Below are 26,919 nucleotides of genomic sequence, written 5' to 3' on the forward strand. Positions count from 1 at the left end.
GGTGGCCGCGCACGCCACGAGCGGCTCTTCCGATCCGGGGGACCGGACGGTGCCGTCCGTCGCACTCGTCTTCGGCGGTGTCGATGCGTACCGGGTCGAGATGGGCGTCGAACTGCACGAGCACTCCCCGCCCTTCGCGGAGAGCGTCGAGGCGCACGACGCCGTGATGCCCATGCCCCTGGCGGATCGCCTGTGGTACCCGGCAGCGTCAGCGGCCCCTCCCTCCGGGCTGCAGCGCGCTGCGGCCGTCCTCACGATCGGGGTCGGCGCAGCCCGGGTGTTCCGGAGCGAGTACGAGGTCGAGGTCTCCCGGTACTCCGGACGAGGCGTCGGTACCGTCGCAGCTGCCGTCGCCGCGGACCTGGTGTCCCTCCCGGAGGCGCTGCACTGGCTCGGCACAGAAGGGGTGCCCGCGGGGGAGATCCGCCGGCGCATCGAGGAGCGCCGTGCCGGATCGCCGATCCTGACCGCGTACGGAGAGCCGGAGGAACTGCTCGGGGCCGCGACCGACGTCGACGCGGTCGTGGACGTCGGCCCGGGGGACGTGGAGGCACGCCTCCTGCGGCGAGCCCCAGGACGAGACGTCCCCGTCGGCTCGTGGGACTCGGCCACCGACCGACTCCGGGTGCGTGACCACCTCAACCGGCACCCCTTCTACAACCCTCGATACCTCGTCGAGCGCACACTCGGAGAGCTCGCGAGCACGCGGAGGACACCCCGGACGGCCGACGACCATGCTCGCGTCACCGAACTGGCGCGCTCACTGCGGACGGTCCTGCGCCGGACCGACCTGCCGACGAGTGTCGTCCGTGCGGACACGGAGCAGGTCTCCGCACTCATCGGCGACGCGGTGTCGACCTGGATCGAGAACGGTCGGTCGAAGGGACACTCCCCCGCCGAGATCGTCGCGAGCATCGCCGCGCTCGAGGACGAGACGCTCTTGCCACTCCGCCGATCCCTCGGCCTGGACACCGACCGACTCGAGATCACCGAGAGGAACCGGCCCCGCCATGCGTCATGACATCAGTGCGCTCGTCCTGCGCGAACTCGAGGCCGGCACCATCGAGCGCGGCGCCGCGGTGCGCCTCCTCAAGCAGTTGTCGCAGAAGACCCCGATCGCCATCGTCGGGATGGGTGCGATCGCCCGGGACACGGACGACTACCGCGCCGTGTGGCGCCGGTACCGCGCGGGCGAGTCGTTCATCGGGCGTGCATCGCAGCAGCGTGGCGACCTCATCCGTTCCGCCCTGCCGGCTCCCCTGGTCGGAGCACCCGAGCAGATGGCCAAGGGCAACTTCCTGGACGACATCGACACGTTCGACCACGACCTCTTCGGGTACTCCGCCGACGAGGCCAGGAACCTGTCCCCACACGCTCGCCTCGCACTCATGGCAGCGTTCCGTGCCGTGGAGGACGCCGGTCTCGGCGCGGAAGGCGACGCCGCGCACACGACCGGTGTCTTCGTCGGGAACAACTTCGTCCGTGACCAGATCTTCTCCTACATCAACATGGCGCTGCGTCAGGGGGGCGACCCCGAGGAGCTGCTGTTCGGGAACTGGACCTCGGGGATCGCGACACGGATCTCCCGCGCCTTCGACTTCCGCGGTCCGTCCCAGGTGATCGACGGCGCGTGTGCCTCGTCGACGATCGCGATCGTCAACGCCTGCAACCAGCTGCACGAGGGCTCGATCGACGCTGCGATCACCGGCGGCCTGTACCTGGACATGACGCCCATCACGACGTTCAACCAGCCGGGTGTCTTCGCCACGGCGACGGAGGACGCCGTACCGAAGCTCTACGGACGCGACAACGTCGGTGGGTTCGGCGGCGAGTACCTGGGGTTCGTCGCGCTCAAGACGCTGGAGCGTGCGACTGCCGACGGCGACCGCATCCACGGAGTGGTCCACGGCTGGTCGGAGAGCAACGCCGGCGCAAACGGCGGTTTCGACCAGACGTCGCCGGACTCCGCCGCGGCCGCTGTGCGTGACGCGCTGAAGGCATCGAGGACGGACGTGCACGACCTGGGACTCGTCTTCGCCGAGGGCTTCGCCCAGCCGATCGAGGAAGCACTCGAGACCGACGGGATCGCGAAGGGGATCGCATCACTCACCGATCGTCGGCAGTTCGCCGCGATCACCACCGCCTCTCCTGCGATGGGGTACATGCAGTCGGCCATCGGTGTCGCACAGCTCCAACTGATGGTCCAGGCCCTCGGCGACGAGGTCATCCCGCCCACCCTGTACTTCGACAGCCCGACGGAACTCGTCGACCTGGTCGACTCGCCGTTCTACGTCCCCGCGCAACCGCAGGACTGGCCGCCACCGGAGAGCGGCGAACGCCGAGGGTTGCTCTACTCGAACGCCTACGGCGGGTTCTACCTCACCCTGGTTGTCGGCCCGGCCCCAACGGCCGCGGTGCCGTCGACCGCCGAGTCGGCCGACGCGACCCTGCTCATGGTCGTGACGGGATCGAGCGTGGAGGGGCTCAGGACGAAGCTCGCCGCCGACCTCGAGATCGTCCGTGATGCCGACCCCCGACGAGTCGCGGAGCTCTGCTACTCGAGCGCTGTGCGGCGTCCGACGCAGGTCGAGCACCGGGTCGTGGTCGTCGCCGACGACGTTGCCGCGCTCGTCGACGGGCTCGTCACCGCGCTCGAGACGGCGGACCACGACGGGCCGCGATCCGGGGCAGGGTGGCGCCTCTGGTCTGGTCATGGTCGCTCCACGATGACCACCAGGACCTCTCCCACCGGCGACCTGGGCACGCACGAAGCCGCAGAACGGTTCTGCCGTGGCGAGCACGTGCGGTTCGGACACCTGTTCGCCCCCGTCCAGCGACGCTTCGCCCCGCTCTCCCCGCACCCGTTCCAGCGCACACGGGCGTGGGCGATGCCCGAGTTGCGCCTCGATCAGATCGGAGAAGACCAGTGAGCCTCCCGTTCCTCTTCTGCATCCCCTACGCGGGCGGATCGGCGTCGGTCTTCCTGAAGTGGAAGCGCCCGCTCCAGGACCTCGTCGAGGTCGTGCCGATCGAGCTCGCCGGGCGTGGTGCGCGCATGGCCCAGCCGACCGTGTCCAGCGCACGCGAGCACGGCGAGGACGTCGCCGGCGCCATCGCGGCGCGCCTCGCCGACGAGCCGGATCGGGCGTACGTGATCTGGGCCCACTCGATGGGGACGCTGGTGGCCTACGAGGCGTACCACGCGCTCCGCCGTCGGCGCGAGCGGGAGCGGACGCTCGAGCTCCCGGCACACATGGTGCTCTCCGGGCGGACGCCGCCGCACGTCCCGGTGACGAAGACCGAGTACCACCGGTTCGACGACGAACGATTCATCGACGCCGTCGACTCCTACGGTGGCGGGACAGCCTCGGTCCTCCGCTCGTCCCCCGAGCTCCGCGAGCTGTTCCTCCCCATCCTCCGAGCTGACTTCCGTGTCTCCGAGACCTACGAGTGGACGGACCCGGGGGTGCGCATCGCGAGCGCCCTCACGGTGCTCAACGGAGGCGACGACCGCAGCATCGACCATGCCCTGCTCGACCGGTGGCAGGAGCTCGCCGAGCGGCCGGTCACCCACCGCACCGTCGGCGGCGGTCACTTCTTCCCGTTCGACCAGGACGACATCGTCCGCGAAACCGTGCACGCCGTGGTGTCCTCCATGCCCACGCGTGCGTCCACCTCTGCACGAAAGGCGCTGTGATGACCATCGAGGCGAAGGACCTCCGCAAGACGTTCGGGAAGCACGAGGTCGTCCGGGGCGCGAGCTTCGTGATCCCGGAGGGGCAGACCGTCGGACTCCTCGGTCCGAACGGTGCCGGGAAGACGACCACGATCAACATGATGCTCGGGCTGCTCAGACCGACCTCCGGATCCGTGACGGTCTTCGGACGTCCGGCAGTCGGACTGCCCGCGGAACTCAAGAGCAGGATCGGCTACGTCCCGCAGGACATGGCGTTCTTCCCCGAGCTGTCGGGGCTGGCCAACGTCACCTACTGGGGTCGGCTCTACGGTCTGCGCGGAGCAGCGCTGAAGGCCGCCGTGCAGGAGTCGCTCGAGTTCACCCAGCTCTGGGACCGACGCAAGGACGCGGCGAAGAGCTACTCGGGCGGCATGCAGCGACGACTCAACATCTCCTGCGGCATCGTGCACAAGCCGAAGGTCCTCTTCATGGACGAGCCCACCGTGGGCGTCGACCCGCAGTCGCGCAACCACATCCTGGAGTCGGCTCGGCGCCTCGCTGAACTCGGTTCGAGCATCGTCTACACGTCGCACTACATGGAGGAGATCCAGACCCTCTGCGACAGCGTCATCATCATCGACGAGGGAACGGTCGTCGCCGACGGGCCCCTCGATGCCGTCATCGCCGAGAACGCGCCGGAGCCGTCCGTCGTCCTCGACTTCGGCGACGTCGCCACCGCAGGTGCCGGGGAACAGGTGCTCCTGGCGGACGGACTGCTCACCGAGGGTCGCTACGTCACCCGCGGCGACACGATCCAGCTGCACCGACCCGCCGACGTGAGCTTCACCGCCTACGCGCAGCGCGTGCTCGCCTCCGGGCTCGACCTCACCAGCGTCCGCGAGGACCGGCCGACGTTGGAGAACGTCTTCCTGAACCTCACCGGGAAGAAGCTGAGGGACTGATCGCCGTATGAACAACTTGATCACCCACTTCACGTTCGCCCTGCGCAAGGCGTGGGTCGAGAAGCGTGTGAACGTCCTGCGTCTCGGCCAGTTCGTCCTCGCGACCGTCATCCTGTCGTTCGCCTTCGGGTCCGCCTTCCAGACGAGCGACTTCGAGAAGGTCGACATCGCCTACTCACTGGAGGACGCAACACCAGCGGTGGAGGCGTACTTCGACCAGCTGACCGAGAACGAGGACCTCGGCGCCCTCGTCGAGTTCCACGAGGTCGGTGACTTCGACGACGGACGAGCGAAGGTCCAGGACGACGACTTCGGCGCCTTCGTCTACGCGACGACCGAGTTCGCCGAGGCACTCGACAGCGACGACGAGCAGGCGACGCTCGAGGTCTACTCCCAGCAGTACTCGGGCATCAACTACATCGTCGTCTCGTCCGTCGTCGATGCGTACAACAGCGGCGCCAACGCGACCTGGGCGGCGCAGCAGATCGGCACGCAGATCGACCCGGCGAGCTTCTCGACGCCCGCGATCGAGGGAACGAGCGTCGAGCAGGACCGTGCGATGACGTCGCTCATCTACTACTCCGTCGGCATGCTGCTCTTCCTCCTGCTCTTCGCGACGGAGTTCGGCTCCTTTGGCATCTCCGACGAGTACCTGGGCACGATGCAGGCCCGCAGCATGCTCGCGCCGCAGAAGCAGTGGCAGATGATCCTCGGCAAGCTCAGCGCCTACTCGGTGTTCGTCCTGGCGATGGCCGCGCTCTACATGCTGGCGACCTCGTTGCTCCTGAAGATGGACTGGGGGCCGAACCTCGGGCTCGTCCTACTCGTGGTCTACACCTTCGCAGTGCTGTCGATCGCGCTCGGCATGGTCTTCATGGTCCTCACTCGGGACATGCAGCGGACCACCGTGCTCATCCAGGTCGTGGTGATCGGGTTCACGCTCCTCGCCGGCGGCTTCATCGCCACCGGCTTCGGCGGGCTCGAGCGGATCTCGCCGAACCTCTACGCACGAGACGCGCTCTTCGCAGCGATCTTCGATGACCGCATCGACGAGGTCTGGTCGAACCTCGGCGTGCTGTGGGTCATCACCGCGGTCCTCATCGCCGTCTGCACCATCGCGTCTTCCAGGAGGGCGAAAGCATGACCATCTTCACGAACAACCTGCGGCGGCTGCTCCGCAAGCCGTCGAGCTGGGTGTACCTCATCCTGATCCCCGTCGTCATCAACGTGTTCGTCGTCGGCCTCAGCATTCAGCAGGCGCAGTGGGTCATCGGGGTGCACGACTCCGACGACACCGGGGTCACGCAGCAGTTCGTCGATTCGTTCGGGGCCGACGGCAAGATCGTCGTGATCGAGGACCCGGCGACCGTGACCGCCGACCTCGACGACGCTCGGTACGACATCGCGATCGACTTCCCCGCCGGGTACACGCAGGACGTCATCGACGGGAACAGTCCCGTGCTCGAGGTCGTCGACCGCGGGGACAACAACCAGACCGACTCGCTGAAGGTCGAGTTCTCCTCCCACTTCGCCAGCGTCAACGCCCTCGGCGTCGCCGCCGACGGCGACCAGGACGCGTTCTTCGAGGCGTTCGGGGACTACGTCGATGAGAAGTTCACGGCGGACTACCTCAACTTCGACGGCGGTTCCACGGAGGAAGCGTCGCGCACCATCGTCACCCTGGGGTACCTGTCGTTCGGCATCACACTGATGATGTCGTCGGTCGGCCTCCTGCTCCTCACCGACCGACTCAGGGGCGTGTTCGACCGTGCACAGTTGACTCCGCTCACCAAACCGAGCTACTTCGGGCAGTACTTCCTCAGCATGCTGGTGATCGCGGTCGCCCAGCTGGCGCTCGTCATGGTCGTCCTGCCGATCATGGCGCCGGTGAGCTACGGAACCACGCTGGCCCAGACGGGTGGCGTGGTGCTCGCCGCACTGAGCTTCACCCTGTTCATCGTGGCGAAGAGCTTCCTGATCCACCGCCTCGCGAAGAACCAGCTCGTCGCGGCCACCGTGAGCTCGGTGATCGACCTGCCGATGCTGATGCTCGGTGGTGCCCTGTGGCCCCGCGACGTCGTCCCGGAGCTGCTCCAGCAGATCGGTCAGTTCTCGCCGGTGTGGTGGTTCCTCGATGCTGCGGAGCACGCCCTGCGCGGGGCGGACGCGGGGGCGTACGCGGTGCCGGTGCTCGGTCTGCTCGGACTCGCGGTCCTGCTCATCGTCATCACGTTCTCGGTCCGCACGGAGCGCGTGCGTTGAGCATGCGTGACGAGGCCGAGCTGCCGACGAAGGGGCACATCATGAACGGCAAGGTCGTCGCGCTCGCCGTGAGCGCGCTCGAGGTCGCCGTCTACCTCGTCTCCGTCGTCGTGACCGGGATCGTCGCCGGGGCGGTGACCAGAGCCGTCGAGGAACTGGACACGACAGGCGGCATCACCGGCGCGGGGGTGGCCGCCGACATCCTCCAGGTCATGCCGGCCGACGCGCTGCTCGGCTGGATCCTCGTCGACGCCGTCATCGTGCTCATCCACCTGGACGACCTGCGCGGCACTGGCGCGCCTCCGCCCAGGAACGGACGGGCAGGGTTCGGCGGACTGATCCTCCTCGTGCTCGCCGTCCAGGTCGGTGCCCTCGCGCTCGTCAGGTGGACCGGGCTCGACGCGGGTTGGCTCGTCATCACCGAGACCGGTGAGCAGGACTTCCTCGCGGGATCCGACATCCCCACGGCGCTCATCATCCTCGCTGTCCTGCTCCACCCGATCGCGGTCGAGGTCTTCTTCCGCGGAGAGTTGATGCACCGGCTCCGAGCCGCTGGATTCGGTACCGCACCGGTCGTCCTCGTCCCGGCCGTGCTCTTCGCGCTGGTCCAGCCCAGCTGGGTCCTGGCTGCCGTCGGTCTCGTCTTCGGTGTCGCCGTCGGGACCGTCCGCCTGCGTACGCGATCGCTGCTGCCGGCGATCGTCTCGCACATCCTGTTCCTCGTCGCTGGCGTCGTCGCCTGGCAGGTCGTCCCCGGGGCAGGACAGGGCGACGTCGTCCCGGTCGTCTTCGTCGTGCTCTCCGTGCTCGCGACGGCACTCGCGCTGTGGATGCTGTGGCCACGGCACGCCGAGGAGCCGTGGGACGAGCCCGCGCGGACGAACGGTGCAGCGGCGTGAGGGCGACGGATGCGAGTGCGTCCCCCGGACTCGACACCACCGCCCTGCGAGTCGCCCCGGCGATCGCGGAGCACGCCGACGAACGACCAGAGACCGTCGCCGTCGTGGACGGCGACTCCCGCCTGACGTACGCGCGGCTGGCTGCACGCGCCGAGGCGGTCCGGACGTCGCTCGTCGAACGCGGCGTCGGCGCCGGTGACCGCGTCGCGCTCGTGCTCCCGCCCGGCTGCGCGCAGGTCGCCGCGGTGGTCGGCGTCCTCGCCGCCGGAGCCGCCTACGTGCCGATCGACCCGGAGGAGCCGGCAGCGCGCCGGGCGCACATCCTCGCCGACGCGGATCCGGTCCTGACCGTGGTCGACTCAGCCACCCACCTCGGATCGGTGGACGGGTCCGTCCACATCGGCGACCTCGACATCGCCACCGCCGACGACACCGCGCCCCTCCGTCCCGCTCCGGTCGCGGACGACGAACCGATCTACGTCATGTACACGTCCGGCACGACCGGGGACCCCAAGGGCGTGGCGCTCACACACGGCGGGGTCGGGAACCTCCTGCACGCGCTCGTCGAACGCTGCCGACTCGACGACGTCGGTGCCGTCCTCATGCGCACACGGTTCTCGTTCGACGCGTCGGTGCCGGAACTGCTCCTGCCGCTCGCCTTCGGCAAGACCATCGTCGTGGCTCCCGACGGACGCGACCTGCCCGCGGTCCTCGACCTCGTCGCCCAGCACCACGTGCAGATGGTCACGATGGTCCCGTCCCTCACGGCGGCCCTGCTCACGTCGGGCGCACCACTGGGAGCGCTCGCCGGGGTTCGACGGTGGCTCTCGGTCGGTGAGGCCCTGCCCGCACGGACTGCCCGTGACCTGCTCGAACGTGCCAGCGCTGAAGGCAGCCCGATGCAGCTCTTCAACATGTACGGCCCGACCGAGGCTTCCGTGTTCCTCAGCGGCGGGCGGGTCTTCGAGGAGGACGTCCGCACGGGCCTGGAACGGGTGCGGCTCGGACGCCCGTTGCGGAACTACCGGGTCCACGTCCTCGTCCCCGGTTCGCTCACTGCCGTCGCCCCCGGGGAAGTCGGCGAGATCTGCGTCGCGGGTCCCGGCGTCGGGCTCGGGTACCTCGGGCGCGCGGTCAGCCAGGCGTTCACCGAGGAGCCGACCACCGGGCACCGGATGTACCGCACCGGCGACCTCGGATGCGTCTTCCCGGACGGCACGCTCGACTACCGCGGCCGACGCGACGACCAGGTGAAGATCCGTGGGCTCCGTGTCGAGCTCGGGGAGGTCGATGCTCGGCTCGCCGCGTGCGCGGGCGTCGTCGACGCCGGGTCCGCCGTCGTCCACGACGGACCGCACGACACGCTCGTCGCCGCCGTCGTCCTCGAGGACCCGGGAGCAGGGACGTCCGGTCTCCCCGCTGTGCTCGCCGACTCGCTGCCCGCCCCGATGATCCCGACGACGATCGTCGCGGTCCCCGCGCTCCCAACCACTCCCAACGGGAAGCTGGACCGCGCCGCCGTCGCCGCGGCTGCGGCCGTCACGGCTCCGATTGACGCTGCGGGGACGGACGGGACGCTGGATGCGGACGAAGCCCTCCTCGCCGAGGTGCTACTCGCGGCAGGGCACGGTCGACCGACTGGCGGTGTCGGCCCGGCATCGACGGCCTACGACCTCGGCGTCGATTCGCTCGGCGCGACGGTCGCGGCCGGCATGCTGCGTGCCCGCGGACGTTCGCTCCCGGTCCGCGACGTGCTCGAGGGCCACACGCTCCGCGTCCTCGCCACCCGCCTCCGCACGATCGAGTCGGCAGACGTCGCGTGGGCCGACGACGGCTGGCAACCGAGCGCGTGGCGTCCACACGGGAAATCCGGTGTCGACGCGGTCGCTCCGCTCGTCCCGGTCCAGGAGGGCCTGCTGGCCGTCGCGGCGCAGGACCCGTCCTCCACGCACTCCATCGTCCAGCAGGTGTACGACGTGGCCGACGGACGGATCGACGGTGGGCACCTCGCCGACGCGCTCCGCGAGGTCACCCGGCGTCGAGCTGCCCTGCGGACCAGCATCAGGGCCACCACGGACGGGTACGAGCAGGTCATCCACAGCGCCCCCACGACGTCGTTCGCTTCGTACGACATCGCGCGCCCCGGGCTCGCCGACGACGTCATCGCGGCGGACCGGTCGAGCCTGTTCGACCTGGGGACCGCTCCACTCGCCAGACTGACCTGGATCACGGGAGTCGACGGCACGGCCCTCGTGCTCACGTACCACCACGTGATCCTCGACGGACCAGCGCAGGACGCTCTCGTCGCCGAACTCGTGGCCGAGCACGACAGGATCGCCGCCGGGGTGGTGGCGCCCGACGCGGACGCGACGAACGCAGCCGTGCGCGAGGACGTCCTCGCCCACACGTCCCGGTTGCGGGCACTCGCCCACGCAGCCAGGACCGGCACCGAAGCCGCGTCCTCGTACTTCCGCGACCTGCTCACCGGCCTCGAACCCGATCGTTCGCTCGCGCTCTTCCGCTCACGCACCCCGGACGGCGCTCCGATCGGTTCCGTCAGCGTCGCGGTGCCGCCCGCGGTGGGCGGCGCAGCGGAAGCACTCGCCCGAGCAACGGGGGTCACGGTCTCGAGCGTCGTCGAGGCGGCCTGGGGTGTCCTCCTCCGCCAATTCTCGGGCGTCGACGACGTGGCCTACGCAAAGGTCGTGACACGCCGGGACCTGCCGATCGCCGGCACGCCCGGGGCAATCGGTCCGTTGTTCGCGACCATCCCGGCGCGTGCCCGGGGCATCACGGACGAGAGCGTGCACGACCTCGTGCGCCGGACCCACGCGCAGTCGATCGCGTCGACCGAGCACGCGACGTTGCGACTCGAGGACGCGATGCGGGCGGCCGACCAGCCAGCCGGCCAGCTGCAGACGCTCTACCTCTTCGAGAACCACTCGGCCTCACGCCGTCGCAGCGGGGAGGCGGGCGTCGTCCTGCGCCCCGGGAGCACGGAGCAGACGGGTTTCGACCTGACCCTCGTCGCTTCACGGTCGTCGGACGGGCTGCGCCTCACCGGCCTCCACGACGGCATGATCATGGGGTCGTCCGACGTCGCGTCGCTCCTGCGGCGGATGGTCGCGGTGCTCGACGCCATGACGGCCGCGGGGTCCTCACCGGCGCGACTCCTCCCGGTCACCACGCCCGGCGACGAGGACGTCCTCGCCCGGGACACGTTCGTCCTGTCTCCCAGCCCACATCCGCGCATCGAGGAGGTGTTCGACCAGGTCGCGTCGCGGCACGCCGACCGGTGCGCCCTGCGGCACGGCGACAGGACGCTGAGCTACTGCGAACTCGATGCCGCCGCGCATCGTTGCGCCGAGGCCCTCCGCCGAGCCGGAGCGTCAGCCGGGGACGTCGTCGGCGTCGCGGCTCGGCGCGGGATCGAGCCGATCGTCGCGATGCTCGGCATCCTGCGCCTCGGTGCCGCCTACGTCCCCGTGGACCTCGACGCTCCGCTCGACCGCCTCGAGCACGTCGTGCGCGGCAGTGGCCTCCACGTCCTCGTCACCGACCCCGTGACCGCCTCGCACACCGGTGCCGCCCACGTCAGGACGCTGGGCATCGACCTCGTCACCATCCGGCTCGACGCCGGTGTCAGCGAAGGAACCGACGAGGAGGGCCGCGAACCGCTCGCCCGCGAACCGGGACCGTCCGTCGATGCGCCCGCCTACATCATCCACACCTCCGGGACGACCGGGCTGCCCAAAGCCGTGAGCGTGCCCCACCGCGGTGTCACCCGCCTCGTCATGGACCCGGCCTACAGCCGGCTGCACGGGGACCAGACGGTGCTCCAGACCGTGGCCCTCACCTTCGACGTGTCGACCCTCGAGATCTGGGGAGCACTGCTCACGGGTGCGACCCTCGTCGTCGCCGACAAGGAAACGCTCGTCGATGCGGTGGCGCTGCGGGCGGCGGTGCGTCGCGAGCGGATCTCGTGGATGTGGCTGACGACCTCGTTGTTCAACCTCCACGCCGACGCCGACCCACACCTCTGGGACGGGATGGACGCGGTGGTCGTCGGCGGCGAGAAGCTCTCCGAACGGCACGTCCGCGCGTTCTTCGCCGCGAACGACACGACGGTGCTCATCGACGGGTACGGGCCGACCGAGGCCACCACACTCGCGACCAGTCACGTCGTCGAGCGCGACTTCGTGACGATCCCGATCGGACGGCCGATCCCCCGGACGGGCGCGCACGTCGTGTCGAGCGGCCGTGTCGTCGGTTGCCTCCTGCCCGGGGAACTCTGGATCACCGGTGACGGAGTCGCGCTCGGGTACGTGGGTGATGCCGCCCGGACCGCTGCGTCCTTCGTCCCCTCGCCCGCCGGCGACGGGACGGCCTACCGGACCGGCGACGTCGTCCGGCGCAACCTCGACGGCACCCTGGAGTACCTCGGCCGCGTCGACGACCAGGTGAAGATCCACGGCCACCGTGTCGAGACGGACGAGGTCGCCGCAGCCCTGCTCACCGGCAGGGAGGTGACGCAGGCGGCAGTCCTCGTGCGGACCGGGGCCACCGGTCGCTCCGAGCTCGTCGGCTTCGTCGTCGCCACGGACGTGGCGGAGTCGACGCTGCGGGGGCGACTCGTCGCAGCCCTGCCACCCCACGCGGTACCCGCACGCATCCACCTCCTCACGGACCTGCCACGGACGTCGTCCGGGAAGACCGATCGGTCGAGGCTGCTCGCCACGGCGGCGGAACGCGACGCGGTGCCGGCGAGCCCCGACGGTGCCGACGGTACCGACGGTGCGGGGATCGAGCGCCTGTACTCCGTTGCGACCGGCGCAGTCGCGGTCGGTCCTGACAGTGACTTCTTCTCGCTCGGCGGCGACTCGCTCACCGCCATGCGACTCGTGCACCTGCTGCGGAGCGGGGGCGCCGACGTGCGACTGCGCGACGTGCTCGCGGCCCCGACCCCGCGCCTGCTGTCGGAGCTGCTCGACGCCCGTGCGTCGACCGTCCGGACGCCCACCGACGACGGCGCGACCACGTCGACCGCAGTGGACTCGAAGCCGTGGGCGACGGCCAGGGGCGCCGTCGCTGCCCACCTGCGGGACCCGGACTCACGCGCCCACAACGTGCCGTTCGCGCTCCTCGTCGACGGCCAGGTCGACCTCGCGGCGCTCCGCAGGCGGGTCAACGCCCTGATCCGTCACCAGCCGATGCTGCGGACCAGGTTCACACTCGAGCGACGAACAGACCGTGCCACGGAGTGGCTGCGTCAGGAGACGCTCCCGGCGAACGGTGCCACCGCGGTCGACGTCTCCCGTCGCACGGTCACCGAGCCGTCTGCGTGGACCACCGAGTCGATCCACGATCACCTCCGCCGTGCCGCCGTGCCGTTCGACCTCGCTCGCGGCCCGCTCGTCCGTGTCGAGGTCGTGTCCGCCTGCGGTAGCGACCTCGTGGTCGTCGACGTCCACCACAGTGTCTTCGACGGTACGAGCCTCGACGTCTTCCTCGCAGCGGTGAGTGCGGATGCAGATCGAGGGGTGCGCCGCACTGTGACGGCGCGCCCGTCCGATCCGGACACGACCGATCTCGAACACTGGCGGGCACGGTTCGCCTCGCTCCCCGCTCCGGTGGACCTCGACCTCGCGTGGGAGCGGTCGGACAGCAGCCTCGGGACCACGAGCACGACGCTGGCGCCGGAGACCTCGGATGCCGTCCGCACCAGGTGCGCAGCGCTCGGTATCACCGAGTACGCACTGTTCGCGAGCGCGGCCGCAGTCGTCCTGCAGCGGTACACGCTCGCCGAGGACCTGGTCGTCGGCATGCCCGTCGACCTCCGTCGTGGGCCATCGGACGCCGAGAGCATCGGCATGTGGGTGTCGACGCTCCCCGTGCGGATCCGGGTGTCCGACGACCACACGGTGAGGCACCTGCTGACGACGGCAGGGGCCGAGGTCCTCGACGCGCTCGACCACGCGAGTACTCCGCTGGACGTGATCCAGACCGCGATCCAGGCCGAGCACCCCGGCGAGCGCGTCGACCTCCTGCACGCGATCGTCGCGGTACGTCGAGCCGGTCTGACGTCAGTCGACCTGGGTGGGGTGTCCGCACGGCTCTTCGGCCCCGTCAGCATCGAGGCGAAGACCGATCTCGAGTTCACGGTCGAACTGGACGGGGCCACGCACCTGGTCGGCATCGAGCACCGTCGCAGCGCGGTGGACGACGACACGGCAGCCGGGATGCTGGAGCAGCTCCTGACGCTCATCGCAGACCTCGCATCAGCGGACCCCGGCTCCGACATCGGCGCACTGGCCGGCGCGTGACGCGTCGAGCACCACGAAGGAGATCATGAGCACCATCGAACGCATCTGCTCGCACATCGCGGCCACGCCTGCGAGCACGGCGATCTCGCAGGGGACGACGAAGATCACCTACGGCGAGCTCGGTGCCGCGGCGAGCGCCCTCGCGCGTGCCATGCGAGAGCGCGGCGTCGGTGCGGGGTCTCGTGTCGCGATCACCGGTTCCCGGTCGCCGCGGCTCGTCGTCGCCCAGGTCGCCTGTCTGCTCGTCGGCGCGGCGTTCGTGCCGATCGACGCTGCCGCGCCGGCGGCCCGGCGGGCCGACCTGGTGCGGCTCGCTCGACCGGATGCGATCGTCGATGCCGACGCCACGCTCTCGGCGGACGAGTACGACGCCCCGGTGATCACCTTCCCCGCCAGCACGTCCAGGGGTGGCACGGTGCGCCCGCCCCGTACGGATCCTGATCGACCCGTCTACGTGATCTTCACCTCGGGTTCGACCGGACGACCGAAGGCGGTCGTGGTCTCCGACCGGGGGCTGGACAACCTCGTGTCCGCCTTCGTCGGTCCCCTCTTCGACGCGCACGGGGTCTCGACCGTCGGTGTCGTCTCCCCGTTCACGTTCGACGCGTCCATCAAGATGACCTACGGTGCGCTGACGACCGGTCGGACGCTCCACATCATCACCGAGGACGAACGCGACGACGTCGCCACGATGGGTGGGCGGCTCACCGCTGCCGGCGTGGACGCGTTGGACGGCACACCGTCCTACCTCGCCGTCCTCGCCGCGCAGGACCCCGCGACTGCACCTGCGTTGGCCTGCATCCTCGTCGGTGGGGAGCCGCTGTCGGCCGAGCTCGCCGATGCCCTCGCTGGGTGGTCCGGCGCGCAGGTCGTGAACGTCTACGGTCCGACCGAGGCGACGGTCGACGCGACCTCCCACACGCACGTCGTCGGCGCCGCCCGCGTGCCGATCGGGGCACCGATCGCCGGCGTCGACGTCCGCATCGCACGGGGCGGGCGGCTCGTCGCGGTCGGGCAGCCCGGCGAGATCCACATCGGCGGTGCCGGAGTCGCGCTGGGGTACCTCGACGACGCGGACCTGACCGCGGAGCGCTTCGTCGTCGACCCGTTCGGCCCTGGCAGCGGACGCTTCTACCGGACGGGGGACCTCGGGCGGAAGCTGCGCGACGGCACCATCGAGTACCTGGGTCGGATGGACGAGCAGCTCAAGGTCCGGGGCCACCGCGTCGAGCCCGTGGAGATCGAACGCGTGCTCGCCGGCATCGGTCCGATCGTGTCAGCCGGCGTCGTCGTCGTGAAGCACCGTGGGACACGGCTCGTCGCGGTCTGCACGGCACCGGTGGAGCTCGACGGCGAGGCCGTCATGGCCGCCGCGGCCGACCTGCTGCCGACCTACATGCTCCCCACATCGGTCGTGCAGGTCGACGCCCTCCCGCTCAGCGCGAACGGCAAGCTCGACCGCAGGACCCTCGCGGCCGTCGCCGTCGACCGCCTCGGGTCGGATGACGACTCCGCACCCGCCGTGGAACCCGTCACCGATGCCGACCGAGCCGTGCTCGCTGCCCTCCGTGAGGTGCTGCCCGCCGATGCCGTCGACGGCGCCCACCTCGGCTCGTCGCTCGTCGCCCTGGGCGGGGACTCCATCTCGGCGATCCGCCTCGTCGCGGCCCTGGCTCGCTCCGGGTACCGCACGTCCGTCCGCAATGCCCTCGCGGCGCCGTCGCTCGTCGCCCTGGCTGCCGAGTGCGTCCGGATCCCACGTACTGCTGCTGCCGCCACGATCGACCAGGCCGGCCCGGTCCACCCGACGCCCGTCATCACGGACTTCTTCTCGCGCGGCCTCGCTGAGCCGCGGCACCACCACCAGTCGATCCTCGTTCCCCTCTCGGACGACGAGCACGAACGCGTGCCCGCCGCACTCGACGCGTTGCTCGACCGACACCGTGTGCTGGCGGCGGCGGTGACGGACGGACGCCTCGTCGTGCCCGCCGACGGCGAGGTCCCACCGATCGTGGTGGCCGGGTGGGACCTGACCGGCCGGACGCCTGCCGACGTTGCGACCGAGGCGGCGCGTCGAGCCACGGAGCTCATGGCCGGCCATGCGTGGACCCGTGGACCGCAGCTCCAGGCCGCGGTCCTCGTGTCCGACGACGTCCGGGCCGGTCACCGCCGGCGCGAGCTCTTCGTCGCAGCGCACCACCTCGTCGTCGATGCCATCTCCTGGAGCACGATCGAGCGCGACCTCCGTGCGGCGCTCGCGGATCCGGCTGCTCGAGCGGTCGAGCGGACGGGCACACCGTTCCGCGCCTGGGCGGAACGCCTGGCAGCGTTCGGACGCTCGCCGGAGGCCGAACGTGACCGCGCACTGTGGCAGGCGACCATGCAGCGCGCCGCGGGTTCCGGAGCCGCTGCGGCGATCGAGGCGGCGCGCGGGAGCACGATCGACCAGCCGGAGACCACGACACCTCGGCGGAGTGAACGGCTGTCGTTCGACGTGGCTCAGGTCCCCGCCCTGGCGCCCGGTCGCCGGGACCGCGGCACGGCACGGCCGGAGGAGGTCCTCATCGCCGCGGTCGCCCGAGCGGCGGAAGCGACGTGGGGCGTCGCCGAGGTGCCCCTGCTGATCGAGTCCCACGGGCGACCCGACGACATCGACGCGTTGGCGGACTGCGACGTCACGTCGACGGTCGGGTGGTTCACGACCGTCTACCCGGTCGTGGTGTCGGCCGGCCCCCGGACCAGCGCACTCCGAAGTGCGCGCTCCGCACTCCGCCGCGTCCCCCGCGGAGGACTGACGGCCGAACTGCTCTTCCCGGGGGCGGTACGAGGTTCAGGCGTCGGCGTCGTGAACTACCTCGGTTCCCTCGTCGGGGGCTCCGGCCTGAACCCCCTCGGCAGCGTCTCCGACCCCGGCAACGCCGAGACGCACCCCTTCGTCGTTGATGCGTGGCGGCAGGGAGACGAGTTCGTCGTGGACGTCTCCCTCCGCATCGACGCCCTCGGAACAGCTCCGGCAGAGCGATTCGTGACCGAGCTCCGTTCGGCTGTCGTGTCGACCGGGACGGACCGGACGAGGACCGAAGACCTGGGCGCCGTGCCCGCGGACCACGGTGAGAACGACCTGACCATCGCCGAGTTCGACACCCTGCCAGGGGACGCCGGGGAGATCCTGCCCGTCAGCAACCTGCAGGCAGGCCTGCTGTTCGAGCACCTCGCCAGCGCCGACGAGGCGCACCGCGAACACGTCGTGCAGGTGTCCTACCGGCTCGATGCGCCCTTCGACGCCGATCGTCTCACCCGCACCGTGCAAGCGCTGTTCGACGACGTCCCCGCGCTGCGCACGACCTTCCACTGGGAGGGACTCCGCGAGCCGCACCAGGTCGTCCGGCGGCACGTCGAACCGATCGTCCGCATCACCGACCTGACCGGGGTCGACGAGGCGACGTGCGCCGACCGGATCGCCGCGATCTCGGCGGAACGACGTGCCCAGACCTTCGACCTCGGCACCCCGACGCTCTTCGTGACGGATGTCTTCGCGACCGACAACTGCGTCCGCGTGACGTTCACGCACCACCACATCATCCTCGACGGATGGTCACTGGCCGAGGTCGTGCGTCGGTTCACCGCGCACCACCACGGTGCCGGTGCCCTCGAGCCCGTCCCGAGTACGAGCGACCACCTCGCGTGGACGCGCACCCGGGACGCCGACGTCGCGCGTGAGTACTGGGGGCAGATCTTCTCCGGTCTCACCGCGGGGACGACGGTCCAGAGCGCACGTGGGCTGGAGACCGCCATCGCCGGGCGATCGCGGAGCGGAGCCGGAGCGACGCCGGCGGCGGGCGACCCGACGCGGATCGAGGTCCGGTCCGACACCGCGCTCGCGGTCCGGGTGTCCCGTGCCTTCGCTCCGCTCGGCGTGAGCACCTCCAACGTCGTCGAAGCGGCACTCGCGACGGTCCTGGCCCGGATGAACGGCAGCCGTGACGCGGTGTTCGGGGTCGTGCTGTCCGGTCGCGACGCGCCCGTCCGCGACGTCGAACGCATGGTGGGGCTCTTCATCAACACCGTGCCACGACGTGTGCGGGTCGACGGGTGCGCACCGGTGTCGAGCCTGGCGCTCTCGGTGCGCGACCAGGCGCTCGCGTCGGCCGAGTTCTCGACGGGTCCGTTGTCCGCGGCGCTCGCGGAGGCCGGACCGGACAGCGCATTCGACTGCCTGTTCACGTTCGAGAACTACGAGGGCTCCGATGCCCGCGACGCCGACGTCCTCCGGTTCGACGGCGCCGTCGAGCAGACGAACTACCCGCTCACGGTGACGGCTGAGATCGACGGCGACGAACTGCTGCTCACCGCGATCCGGGACCCGCGCGTGCTCGATGACGCCGACGCCCACAGGATCTTGCGCGCGCTCCGCCGGGTCTTGGAATCGTTCGCCGACGCGCCGGACCGCCCCGTGTCGTCCGTCTCGTCGGTACCCGTCGTTCTTGGACCAGGCGGACCAGAAGGAACCAGCGGAACCAGCGAGACCAGCGAGACCAGCGAGACCAGCGAGACCGGACGTATCGACCGCACCGACCGCCCGCGGGACACGCTCGCGACGGCGTTCGCCGACAGCGCGCGCACACACGCACGCTCGATCGCCCTCGTCGACGCGACGCGGACGCTCACCTACGAGGACGTGATGGCCCGCGCCACCAGGGTCGCCCGGCTCCTCCGCGCGAGCGGGGTCAGCAGTGGCAACGCCGTCGGTGTGGCGGACCTCGGGGTCGACGGCATCGTCGCGATCATCGGCACCGTGCTTGCCGGGGCGGTCTACGTCCCGCTCGACGCACGGACGCCGACGGCGCGGGCCCGGCTCATGTTCGAGCAGGCCGATGTCCACGTCGTCCTCGCCTCCCAGCCAGGAGCACACGAACGGGTAGCAGGACTCTCGTCGGCCGGCCTGGTCGTGGTCGATGCGAGCGACGACGCGCGGCGCGATGCGGACGAAGACGAAGACGCAAGCAACGCGAGTGACGGCGAGCACGCCCCAGTCGACGACGTCGCCCGGCAGCCCGAAGCGGACACGACCGACAGCGACGGTCCCGCTTACGTCATGTACACGTCGGGCACGACGGGGACACCCAAGGGCGTCGTCGTCCCGCACCGAGCGGTCCTGCGGCTCGCAGTCGGGAACACGCACCTTCCGTTCGACTCGTCCGACGTGGTCATCATGACCAGCTCGCTCGCCTTCGACGCGTCGACCCTCGAGATCTGGAGCACGCTCCTCAACGGCGGGTCGCTCATCGTCGGGGACCGCGACGAGGTCCTCGACCCGGATCGCGTGCGTGGGGCCATCGCACGTCACGGCGCGACGACCATGTGGCTGACGGTGTCGCTGTTCAACCAGTTCGTCGCGGAGGACGCGACCGTCCTCCGCGGACTGCGGCGGCTCGTGACCGGCGGTGAGCGGGTGAGCGCCGACCACGTGGCACGCGCCTACGCCGCCTGCCCCGACCTCGTCGTCCTCAACGGCTACGGTCCAACCGAGAACACGACCTTCACGACGGTGCACGCGGTTCCGCGCGGCGTGCGGGCCCGCGACGAAGTACCGATCGGCACGCCCCTGCAGGGCACCTCCGTGATCATCCGGGACGTCGACGGACGCACCTGCGGCGTCGGTGAGCCAGGAGAGCTCGTCGCCGCCGGGGCAGGGGTCGCCCTCGGCTACGTCGGCGACCCCGACGGGACCGCCGCGGCCTTCGAACCCGATCCGGACCGTGCAGGACTCCGCTACCGGACGGGAGACCGCGCCCGCTGGCTGGACGACGGCACCGTCGAGTACCTCGGTCGGACCACGTCGGACTCGCAGGTGAAGGTCCGGGGCTTCCGCGTCGAGATCAGGGAGGTCGAACGCGTCCTCCGCGCCGTCGACGACGTCCGCGACGCGGTCGTGCGGCCGCACGTCGAGTCGAACCTGTCGACGGCGCTCGTGGCGTACGTGGTGGTGCACGGTGCGCTCGACCAGGCACGGATCCGTGCAGACCTCGCGGAACGCCTCCCCGAGTACATGGTGCCGGCCTACCTCGTGGCGCTCGAGGCACTCCCCCTCACCACGAACGGCAAGATCGACGAGACGGCGCTGCCGGAACCCGTCGTCCCGGTCGCCGGGCAGACCGGAGGCACGGCCCGGGTCTGCGCGGGCCGTGAGGACCCGGCGCTCACCACCACCCTCGACGCCTTCGGTGCGGCGCTCGGCCGGCCGGTGTCGCCGGACGAGAACTTCTTCGAGCTGGGGGGCGACTCGATCAAGGCGATCCGTGTCGTGTCCGTGATCCGCCAGCGTGGGTTCACGGTCTCGGTGAGCGCAGTCATGCGGGCGATGACGGCGCGGCGACTCGCGACCGGGCTCAGGACACACGTCGTCGACGCCCGAGCGGACGTCGCCGAGGGCCGGGTGATCCCGACGCCGATCGTGACGGAGTTCGAGCGGTGGGACCTCGCCGACCCGAGCCACTTCAACCAGGACGTCACGGTGGAACTGACCGGGGCGACCACGGCGCAGATCCGTGCCGCGTCGGACGAGCTGTGGACACGACACGGCGCGCTCCGGGCGGTGTTCACCGCCGGCGCGCTCGTCGTCCGGCCGGGTACGGCGACGTACCCGTTCGCCGAGTACGCCGTGGACGACGTCGATGCGGACGACGCGCTCCACGAGCGCGCCTCGGCACTGCACAGCAGCTTCTCGCTGGCGGACGGACCCCTCTTCGGCGTCGTCGTGATCCGGTCGGAGGTCAGGGTCCGCGTCGTGCTCGCCGCCCACCACCTCGTGGTCGACGCCGTCTCGTGGGGGATCCTGACGGACGAGCTCGTCGGCTCGGTCCGCGAGCGGATGTCCGGGGTCGCCGGCGGCTCCCGACGCTCCACGACGACCCTGCGGTCCTTCGCGGACAGCCTCGCCGAGATCGGCCGGCACCCGTCGCCTCGCGCGGACCGGTTCTGGCAGGAGGTCGACCGTGCCGCCGCGGCAGCACTCCCGCGGTTCTCGCCCCGAGCTGACGCCGAGGCGCAGGCCCAGGTACGTGGTCGAGCCCGAGCCACGGTCCAGCTGGAGCGCACGCTCGCCCCCGGTCCGACGCAGGATTCGGTCCGTGCCGTCATGCGGGCCTACGGCGCGTCCGGTGAGGACCTGCTGCTCGCGGCGCTCGCCCGGGCGTTCGAGCGGATCACCGGGCAGACGCAGATCGCGGTCCGTCTCGAACGCCACGGCCGCTCCGAGACTCGAGGACTCCCCGCAACCGACCGCACGGTCGGCTGGTTCACCACGATGTACCCGCTGGTCGTGACGGCGGTCGCCGATCCGGGTGACGCCGTCGCCGCGGTCAAGGACGCCGTGCGCGCCGTCCCCGAGGACGGCGTCACCTACGGCCTGCGCCCAGCTGGGTACGCCGACATCACCACGCCGCTCACCGTCAATTACCTCGGTGACCTCGGCCGATCGACGGTCGACGGCTTCGGCAGCACGGTCTTCAACAGCGCCGGGACCTCCGTCTCGCCGACGAACGCCTTCCTGCCCGGGGTTCGTGCGAACGCGATGATCCTCGACTCGCGCCTCGTGCTGCGCATCTCCCACGAGACCACGGTCGCGTCCGAGGCCCAGGTCGAGCGACTCGCCGACGCCTGGCTGCGAGAGGTGGAGGCGATCGGCGAGCACTGCGCCGGGATCGGTCCCCGCATCCGCACCGCAGCCGACTTCCCCGACGCAGTCGAACTGACGCGCCACGACATCGACGTCATCGAGCGCTTCCCGGAGCACGTCGAGGACGCCGTGGAGCTGACGCCGCTGCAGGAGGGGATGCTCGTGCACAGCCTCGCGGGCGGAACCGACTACGTCGTCCAGCAGAGCTACCTCGTCGCCGACCCTCTGCGTTCCCTGCTCACACCGTCGCGGTTGGCGACCGCCGCTCTGGCGGTCGCTGCTCGGCACGATGCCCTGCGTTCGGCGTTCGTGACCGACTCGTTGTCCCGTCCGCTCCAATTCGTCCTCGCCGAGCGCGACGTCCCGGTGGCGTGGGACGACCTCCGCGGCCGGTCCGCGACGTCAGCGGACATCGACGGGCTGCTCGCGTCCGACGTGGCGCACGGGTTCGACCCCGCGACGGACCCGCTGCTGCGCATCCGGGTCGTGCGGTCCGACGCCACCGACTCGACCGGGAGCGCGGTCGGCGAGGAGACGCGGCTCGTGCTGATGATGCACCACCTCGCCGTCGACGGCTGGTCGCTCTCGCACATCCTCAGCGAGCTGGTGGACGGGTGCCGCAGCCTGGCAGCCGGTGCGTCAGCGGCGACGGTGCTCGACCGCGCACGGGAGCGCCGGTCCGCCACGGCCCAGCCGCGTGACCAGGTGCGGTGGATCCGCGACCAGGACGACGGTGCGTTCACGGCGTTCTGGGCGGACACCCTGGCCGGCTACGAAGCGACAGCAGAGTTCACCTCGGCTGGCCGGTCACCCGTGCTCGACGCCGGCGCCGCCCCCAACTCCACCACCGACCCCTCGGTCGATGCGCACGGTGTCGGTCGTCTCGAATCCGCGACGGCCTCCGATCTCCGGCGGCGCCTCGACGCGGCGCACGCCTCGTCCGGCATCACCGTGTCGAACCTGGTGCACGCCGCGTTCGCGCTCGTCCTCGGGCGGGAGAGCGGCTCCGACGACGTCGTCTTCGGCTCGGTCGTCTCGGGCCGCGACCACGACGTCAGCGGACTCGCCGACGCCGTCGGACTCTTCATCAACACGATCCCGGTCCGGGTGCAGCTCGCACCGCACCTGTCGACGGACGACCTGCTCCGGTCCGTCCGGGACCAGGCCCTGGGGAGCGCAGACCACGCGTACGGTTCCCTCCGCACCGTCGAGGACGCCGCCGACCTGCACGGCTCGGTGCGGTGCCTGCTCGCCTTCGAGAACCACGAGGACCGGGACCCGGCGGCCCTCGGCCTGCGCTTCGACCAGTCACGTGAGCAGACGAACTACCCGGTGACGGTCGCTGTCCGACCGGTGGGTGACGATCTCGCGATCACGGTGCTGTACAACAGCGGCACCATCACACACAGCGATGCGGAGCGGATCCGGGGACGGCTCGAACTCGTGCTCGAACAGTTCGCGACGGACACGACCCGCCCGGTCAGCGCGATCCGCACCCTCGACGATCTCCACGAGCACGAGGTGCTGTGGTGCTTCGGGGCGAACGAGGCGCCCTACGACCGTGACCAGACCGTCGTCGACGCCTTCCTCGCCCACGCTCGGGTGCACCCGACCGACGTCGCGATCGTGATGGGCGAGGCGGAGTACGACTTCGCGACGGTGGCCGACGCGGCACGCGCGGTCGCCGTCGCGGTGGCCGCGCGGGTGCCCCGTGGCGGACGGGTCGGGCTCCTCACGACACGCGGACCGCGAACGGCCGTCGCGATGATCGGCACCATGATGGCCGGCTGCGCCTTCGTTGCGCTGGACGTCGATTCGCCGGACGCGAGGCTCCTCGACGTGTTGGCGGATGCCGCGCCCGCCGTGGTCCTGACGGACGGGGACGTCGCGCACGACACCGCGCTGCGCGTCACCGCGGAGACACGCGTCATCCGCCTGGACGGTGTCCTCGAGGACGGACCGGGCGGCGGAGCACTGGATCCCGACCGCCTCCCCGCTCCGGACGACGTCGCCTACTGCGTCTACACGTCGGGCTCCACGGGCAGGCCGAAGGGCGTCGTGCTCACGCACCGGGGGCTTGCGAACCTCCGCGCGCACCTCCGGCAGACGTACGCACCGCAGTCGTCCGACCGCGTCCTGCAGTTCGCGAACAGCGTCTTCGACGCCTCGGTGTGGGAACTCACCCTCTCAGTGCTCAGCGGTGCGGCGCTCGTCGTCGTGCCGAAGGAGATGCTCTACGAGACCGATCTCCTGGAAGCGGAACTCCGACGGACCGGGGTGACGCTCGGGCTCCTGCCGCCGCACTACTACGTGCACCTCGACTCGGTGCCGATGCGGATCCTGACGACCGGCGGCGGCGCGTCGAGCCCCGCCGTCGTCGAGAAGGCTCGCAACGCCGGAGTCCGCTACGTGAACGCATTCGGTCCGAGCGAGACCACCGTGCTCGCGACGGGGTGGGAAGACCCGGGCGACGGACCCGTCCCGTCGCGCATCCCGATCGGGCGACCAGTGGCGAACACCCACGTCGTCGTCGTCGTCCACGAGGGCTCACACGTGCGTCTCTGCGGCGTCGGCGAGGTCGGCGAACTCTGTGTCGCCGGGGACGGCGTCGCCCAGGGGTACCTCGGCCTGCCGGAGGAGACGGCCCGTGCGTTCGTGCCGAACCCGTTCTCGGACGGGCCCCTGTACCGCACCGGAGACCGTGTGCGGTGGCTGCACGACGGCACGCTCGACTTCCTCGGCCGGATCGCGGACAGTGGCCAGGTGAAGGTCCGCGGGCACCGGGTCGAGGTCGCGGAGGTGGAAGCGGGGGTCCGCCGCGTCCCGGGTGTCCGCGACGCCGTCGTGGTGGCGTCCCCGACCGAGGACGGCGCGACGCTGACGGCCTACGCCGTGTTCGACGACGCACGGGAACCGGTCCTCGTCCAACGTGCGCTGCGTGACCTGCTGCCCGGGTACATGATCCCCCAGGCCGTCGTGCCCATCGACGTGATCCCGTTGAACCGTTCCGGCAAAGTCGACCGCTCGGCCCTGACGACGGCCGACACGAGCCGCACGAGCCGCACGAGCCGCACGACACCACAGCCGACCGACATCGACGGGTCCGGCGCCGGACACGCCCGCGGCGACGACGCACGCCGGACGTCGGTCACGACCACCGCGGAACAGGCCGTGATCCAGGTGTTCCGCCAGGTGCTCGTCCGCCAGGACGTCACGCTCGACGACAACGTCTTCGAGATCGGTGGCGATTCGATCAAGGCGATCCGGATCGTCTCGGCGCTGCGCGCGGCTGGTTTCACGACCACAGCACGGGACGTGATGGGTGCCATGACCCCCCGGGCGATCGCACCGTTGCTCCGGACCGCTGCCGGTCCTCGCGCATCGCAGGGCGTGGTGACCGGGGTGGTGGGCGGAACGGCGATGGTCGAACAGTTCTTCGCCTGGGACCTCGCCGTGCCGGACCACTTCAACCAGGACCTGCTGATGGAGATCGGTGTCGGTGCGCGGCGCGCGACGATCGAGCAGGTCGCGGCGGCTCTGTCCGCTGTCTGGTACCACCACGACGCGCTCCGGGCGGTCGTCCGGGCGGACCGGCTCCACCTCCGCGACGTGGCCGAGGCCGGTGCCTTCCCACTCGAGTGCGTGGAGACGTCCGCCGACGGCCTCGACGGGGTGCTGCAGCAGGGCGGTGACCGTCTGCACCGGGGCCTGGACCTCGTCGCCGGCCCGCTCGCCCGCGCGCTGCTCGTGTCCACGCCGCACCGGCAGTGTCTGGTGATCGTGGCGCACCACCTCGTCGTCGACCTGGTCTCGTGGCAGGTCATCGCCGAGGACCTCCGTACGGCGCTCGACCAGGCGGTGGCCGGCGAGGACATCACGCTGCCCGCCAAGACGGCGTCGTTGCGCGAGTGGGCGGATGCGCTGGAGGTCTTCACCACCCACCGCGCCACCGAGACCGACACCCACTGGTCGGCGGTGCACCGTGCCCTCCCAGGAGCGGACCTGCGTGTCGAGGTGCCGACCCCGGAGACTCCGGCGGCATCGGCCCGGACGGAGGCGTTCGTGCTCGATGCGGCGGCGACGACCGCCATCGTCGACGACGGCACCCGGGCGTACTCGTGCTCCGTGGAGGACCTGGCGCTCACGGCCCTCGGGGAGGCTGCGAGGCGTCTGACCGCGCAGGAGCGACTCAGCGTGCGGTTGGAGAGCCACGGTCGGCTCGAGCACGACATGCTGCCTCCTGTGGACCGGACCGTCGGGTGGTTCACGTCGGCGTACCCCGTCGTGCTCGAGACGACGGGGGACCTGACGCAACGCGTGCTGCAGACGAAGGAACTCGTCCGCGCGGTCCCCGACCTCGGTGTCGGCTACTCGGCGGCAGCTCGTGTTGTCGACCGAGCCGACGTGACGCTCACGCTGAACTACATCGGGTCGGTCGGGGGCCGGGATGCCGCGCGGGGCAGCACGGTCGGCACGCCGTCGGCGGAGGGCAACCGGGCGTTCGGCGGGGTCTCGGTCGTCGTCGGCGTCGAGGGTGACGTCCTGCGCGTGGTGACGGCGGTCGACACCACGGTGACGACCGACCGGTGGTTCGAGGCGTTCGTCGGCGCGCTCCGGGCAGGCCTCGAGGACCTGGCCGCTCACTGTCGACGGCAGGACGGGGTCCACCGCACCACGTCGGACCTCACGAGCACCGACCTCGACGACGACGATCTGGAGGCCCTCAACGCGCTCTTCGGCTGAGGGCGATGCCGACACCGCGGCCGGAGCACGGCTCCGGCCACGACGCCCCGGCCGCCGCCCGCCAGCCGGGGGCGCGCAGCCACTGGCGAGCAGCCAGCGGCCGGCCCCTACCGGCGAGCGCTCACCGCCCACCAGCCAGCGGCCACGCCGACCGGCCGACACGCACCGCCCCGACACGCACCGCGCAGCGCTCACCGCCCACCGCCCACCGCCCACCGCTCACCGGCCGACCTCCCACGGGTCCGGATCACCACTGACCGCCGACCGCCGGATCGCGACCGCCGCTCACCGGCCGACCCCCCACGAGCCCGGAGCACCGCCGACCGCCCACCCCCGACCGCCGACCGGCCGCCAACCGCCAACCGACGACCGCCAA

At 71.0% G+C, this 26,919-nt stretch carries 9 protein-coding genes; all 9 read left to right on the forward strand.

The window, feature by feature from the left end; genetic code table 11:
- Position 1: 1 nt before the first annotated feature.
- The 9 genes from QRN49_RS00155 to QRN49_RS00195 are packed head-to-tail and all read left to right on the forward strand — an operon-like array spanning position 2 to position 26,543.
- Positions 2–1,021, forward strand: coding sequence for a hypothetical protein (locus QRN49_RS00155; protein ID WP_284753172.1), 1,020 nt, complete (start codon positions 2–4; stop codon positions 1,019–1,021).
- Entirely contained in the window at positions 1,011–2,930 is a 1,920-nt protein-coding gene (locus QRN49_RS00160; protein WP_284753174.1) for a beta-ketoacyl [acyl carrier protein] synthase domain-containing protein, read from the forward strand. Before QRN49_RS00155 ends, QRN49_RS00160 begins: the two co-directional genes overlap by 11 nt.
- Positions 2,927–3,697 (forward strand): thioesterase II family protein, encoded by a 771-nt coding sequence (locus QRN49_RS00165; protein WP_284753175.1) that lies wholly within the window; start codon positions 2,927–2,929, stop codon positions 3,695–3,697. The genes QRN49_RS00160 and QRN49_RS00165 overlap by 4 nt, the downstream gene beginning before the upstream one ends.
- Positions 3,697–4,638, forward strand: a complete 942-nt coding sequence (locus QRN49_RS00170; RefSeq protein WP_111032394.1) for an ABC transporter ATP-binding protein — start codon at positions 3,697–3,699, stop codon at positions 4,636–4,638. The genes QRN49_RS00165 and QRN49_RS00170 overlap by 1 nt, the downstream gene beginning before the upstream one ends.
- Positions 4,639–4,645: 7 nt before the next feature.
- A complete protein-coding gene (locus QRN49_RS00175; RefSeq protein ID WP_284753178.1) occupies positions 4,646–5,782 on the forward strand; it encodes an ABC transporter permease in 1,137 nt (378 codons plus the stop codon).
- Positions 5,779–6,900, forward strand: coding sequence for an ABC transporter permease (locus tag QRN49_RS00180; RefSeq protein WP_284753179.1), 1,122 nt, complete (start codon positions 5,779–5,781; stop codon positions 6,898–6,900). The genes QRN49_RS00175 and QRN49_RS00180 overlap by 4 nt, the downstream gene beginning before the upstream one ends.
- Positions 6,901–6,902: 2 nt before the next feature.
- The gene (locus tag QRN49_RS00185) at positions 6,903–7,799 is read left to right on the forward strand and encodes a CPBP family intramembrane glutamic endopeptidase (RefSeq protein WP_284753410.1); all 897 of its coding nucleotides are present in this window, start codon (positions 6,903–6,905) and stop codon (positions 7,797–7,799) included.
- On the forward strand, positions 7,796–14,122 hold the full coding sequence (locus tag QRN49_RS00190) for a non-ribosomal peptide synthetase (RefSeq protein ID WP_284753180.1): 6,327 nt from the start codon (positions 7,796–7,798) through the stop codon (positions 14,120–14,122). Before QRN49_RS00185 ends, QRN49_RS00190 begins: the two co-directional genes overlap by 4 nt.
- A 25-nt stretch (positions 14,123–14,147) precedes the next feature.
- Complete coding sequence (locus tag QRN49_RS00195) at positions 14,148–26,543, forward strand: non-ribosomal peptide synthetase (protein WP_284753181.1); 12,396 nt, start codon at positions 14,148–14,150, stop codon at positions 26,541–26,543.
- Positions 26,544–26,919: the final 376 nt, after the last annotated feature.

Source organism: Curtobacterium sp. ME-Dv--P-122a, assembly GCF_030209645.1.
GTDB classification, from domain to species: domain Bacteria; phylum Actinomycetota; class Actinomycetes; order Actinomycetales; family Microbacteriaceae; genus Curtobacterium; species Curtobacterium flaccumfaciens.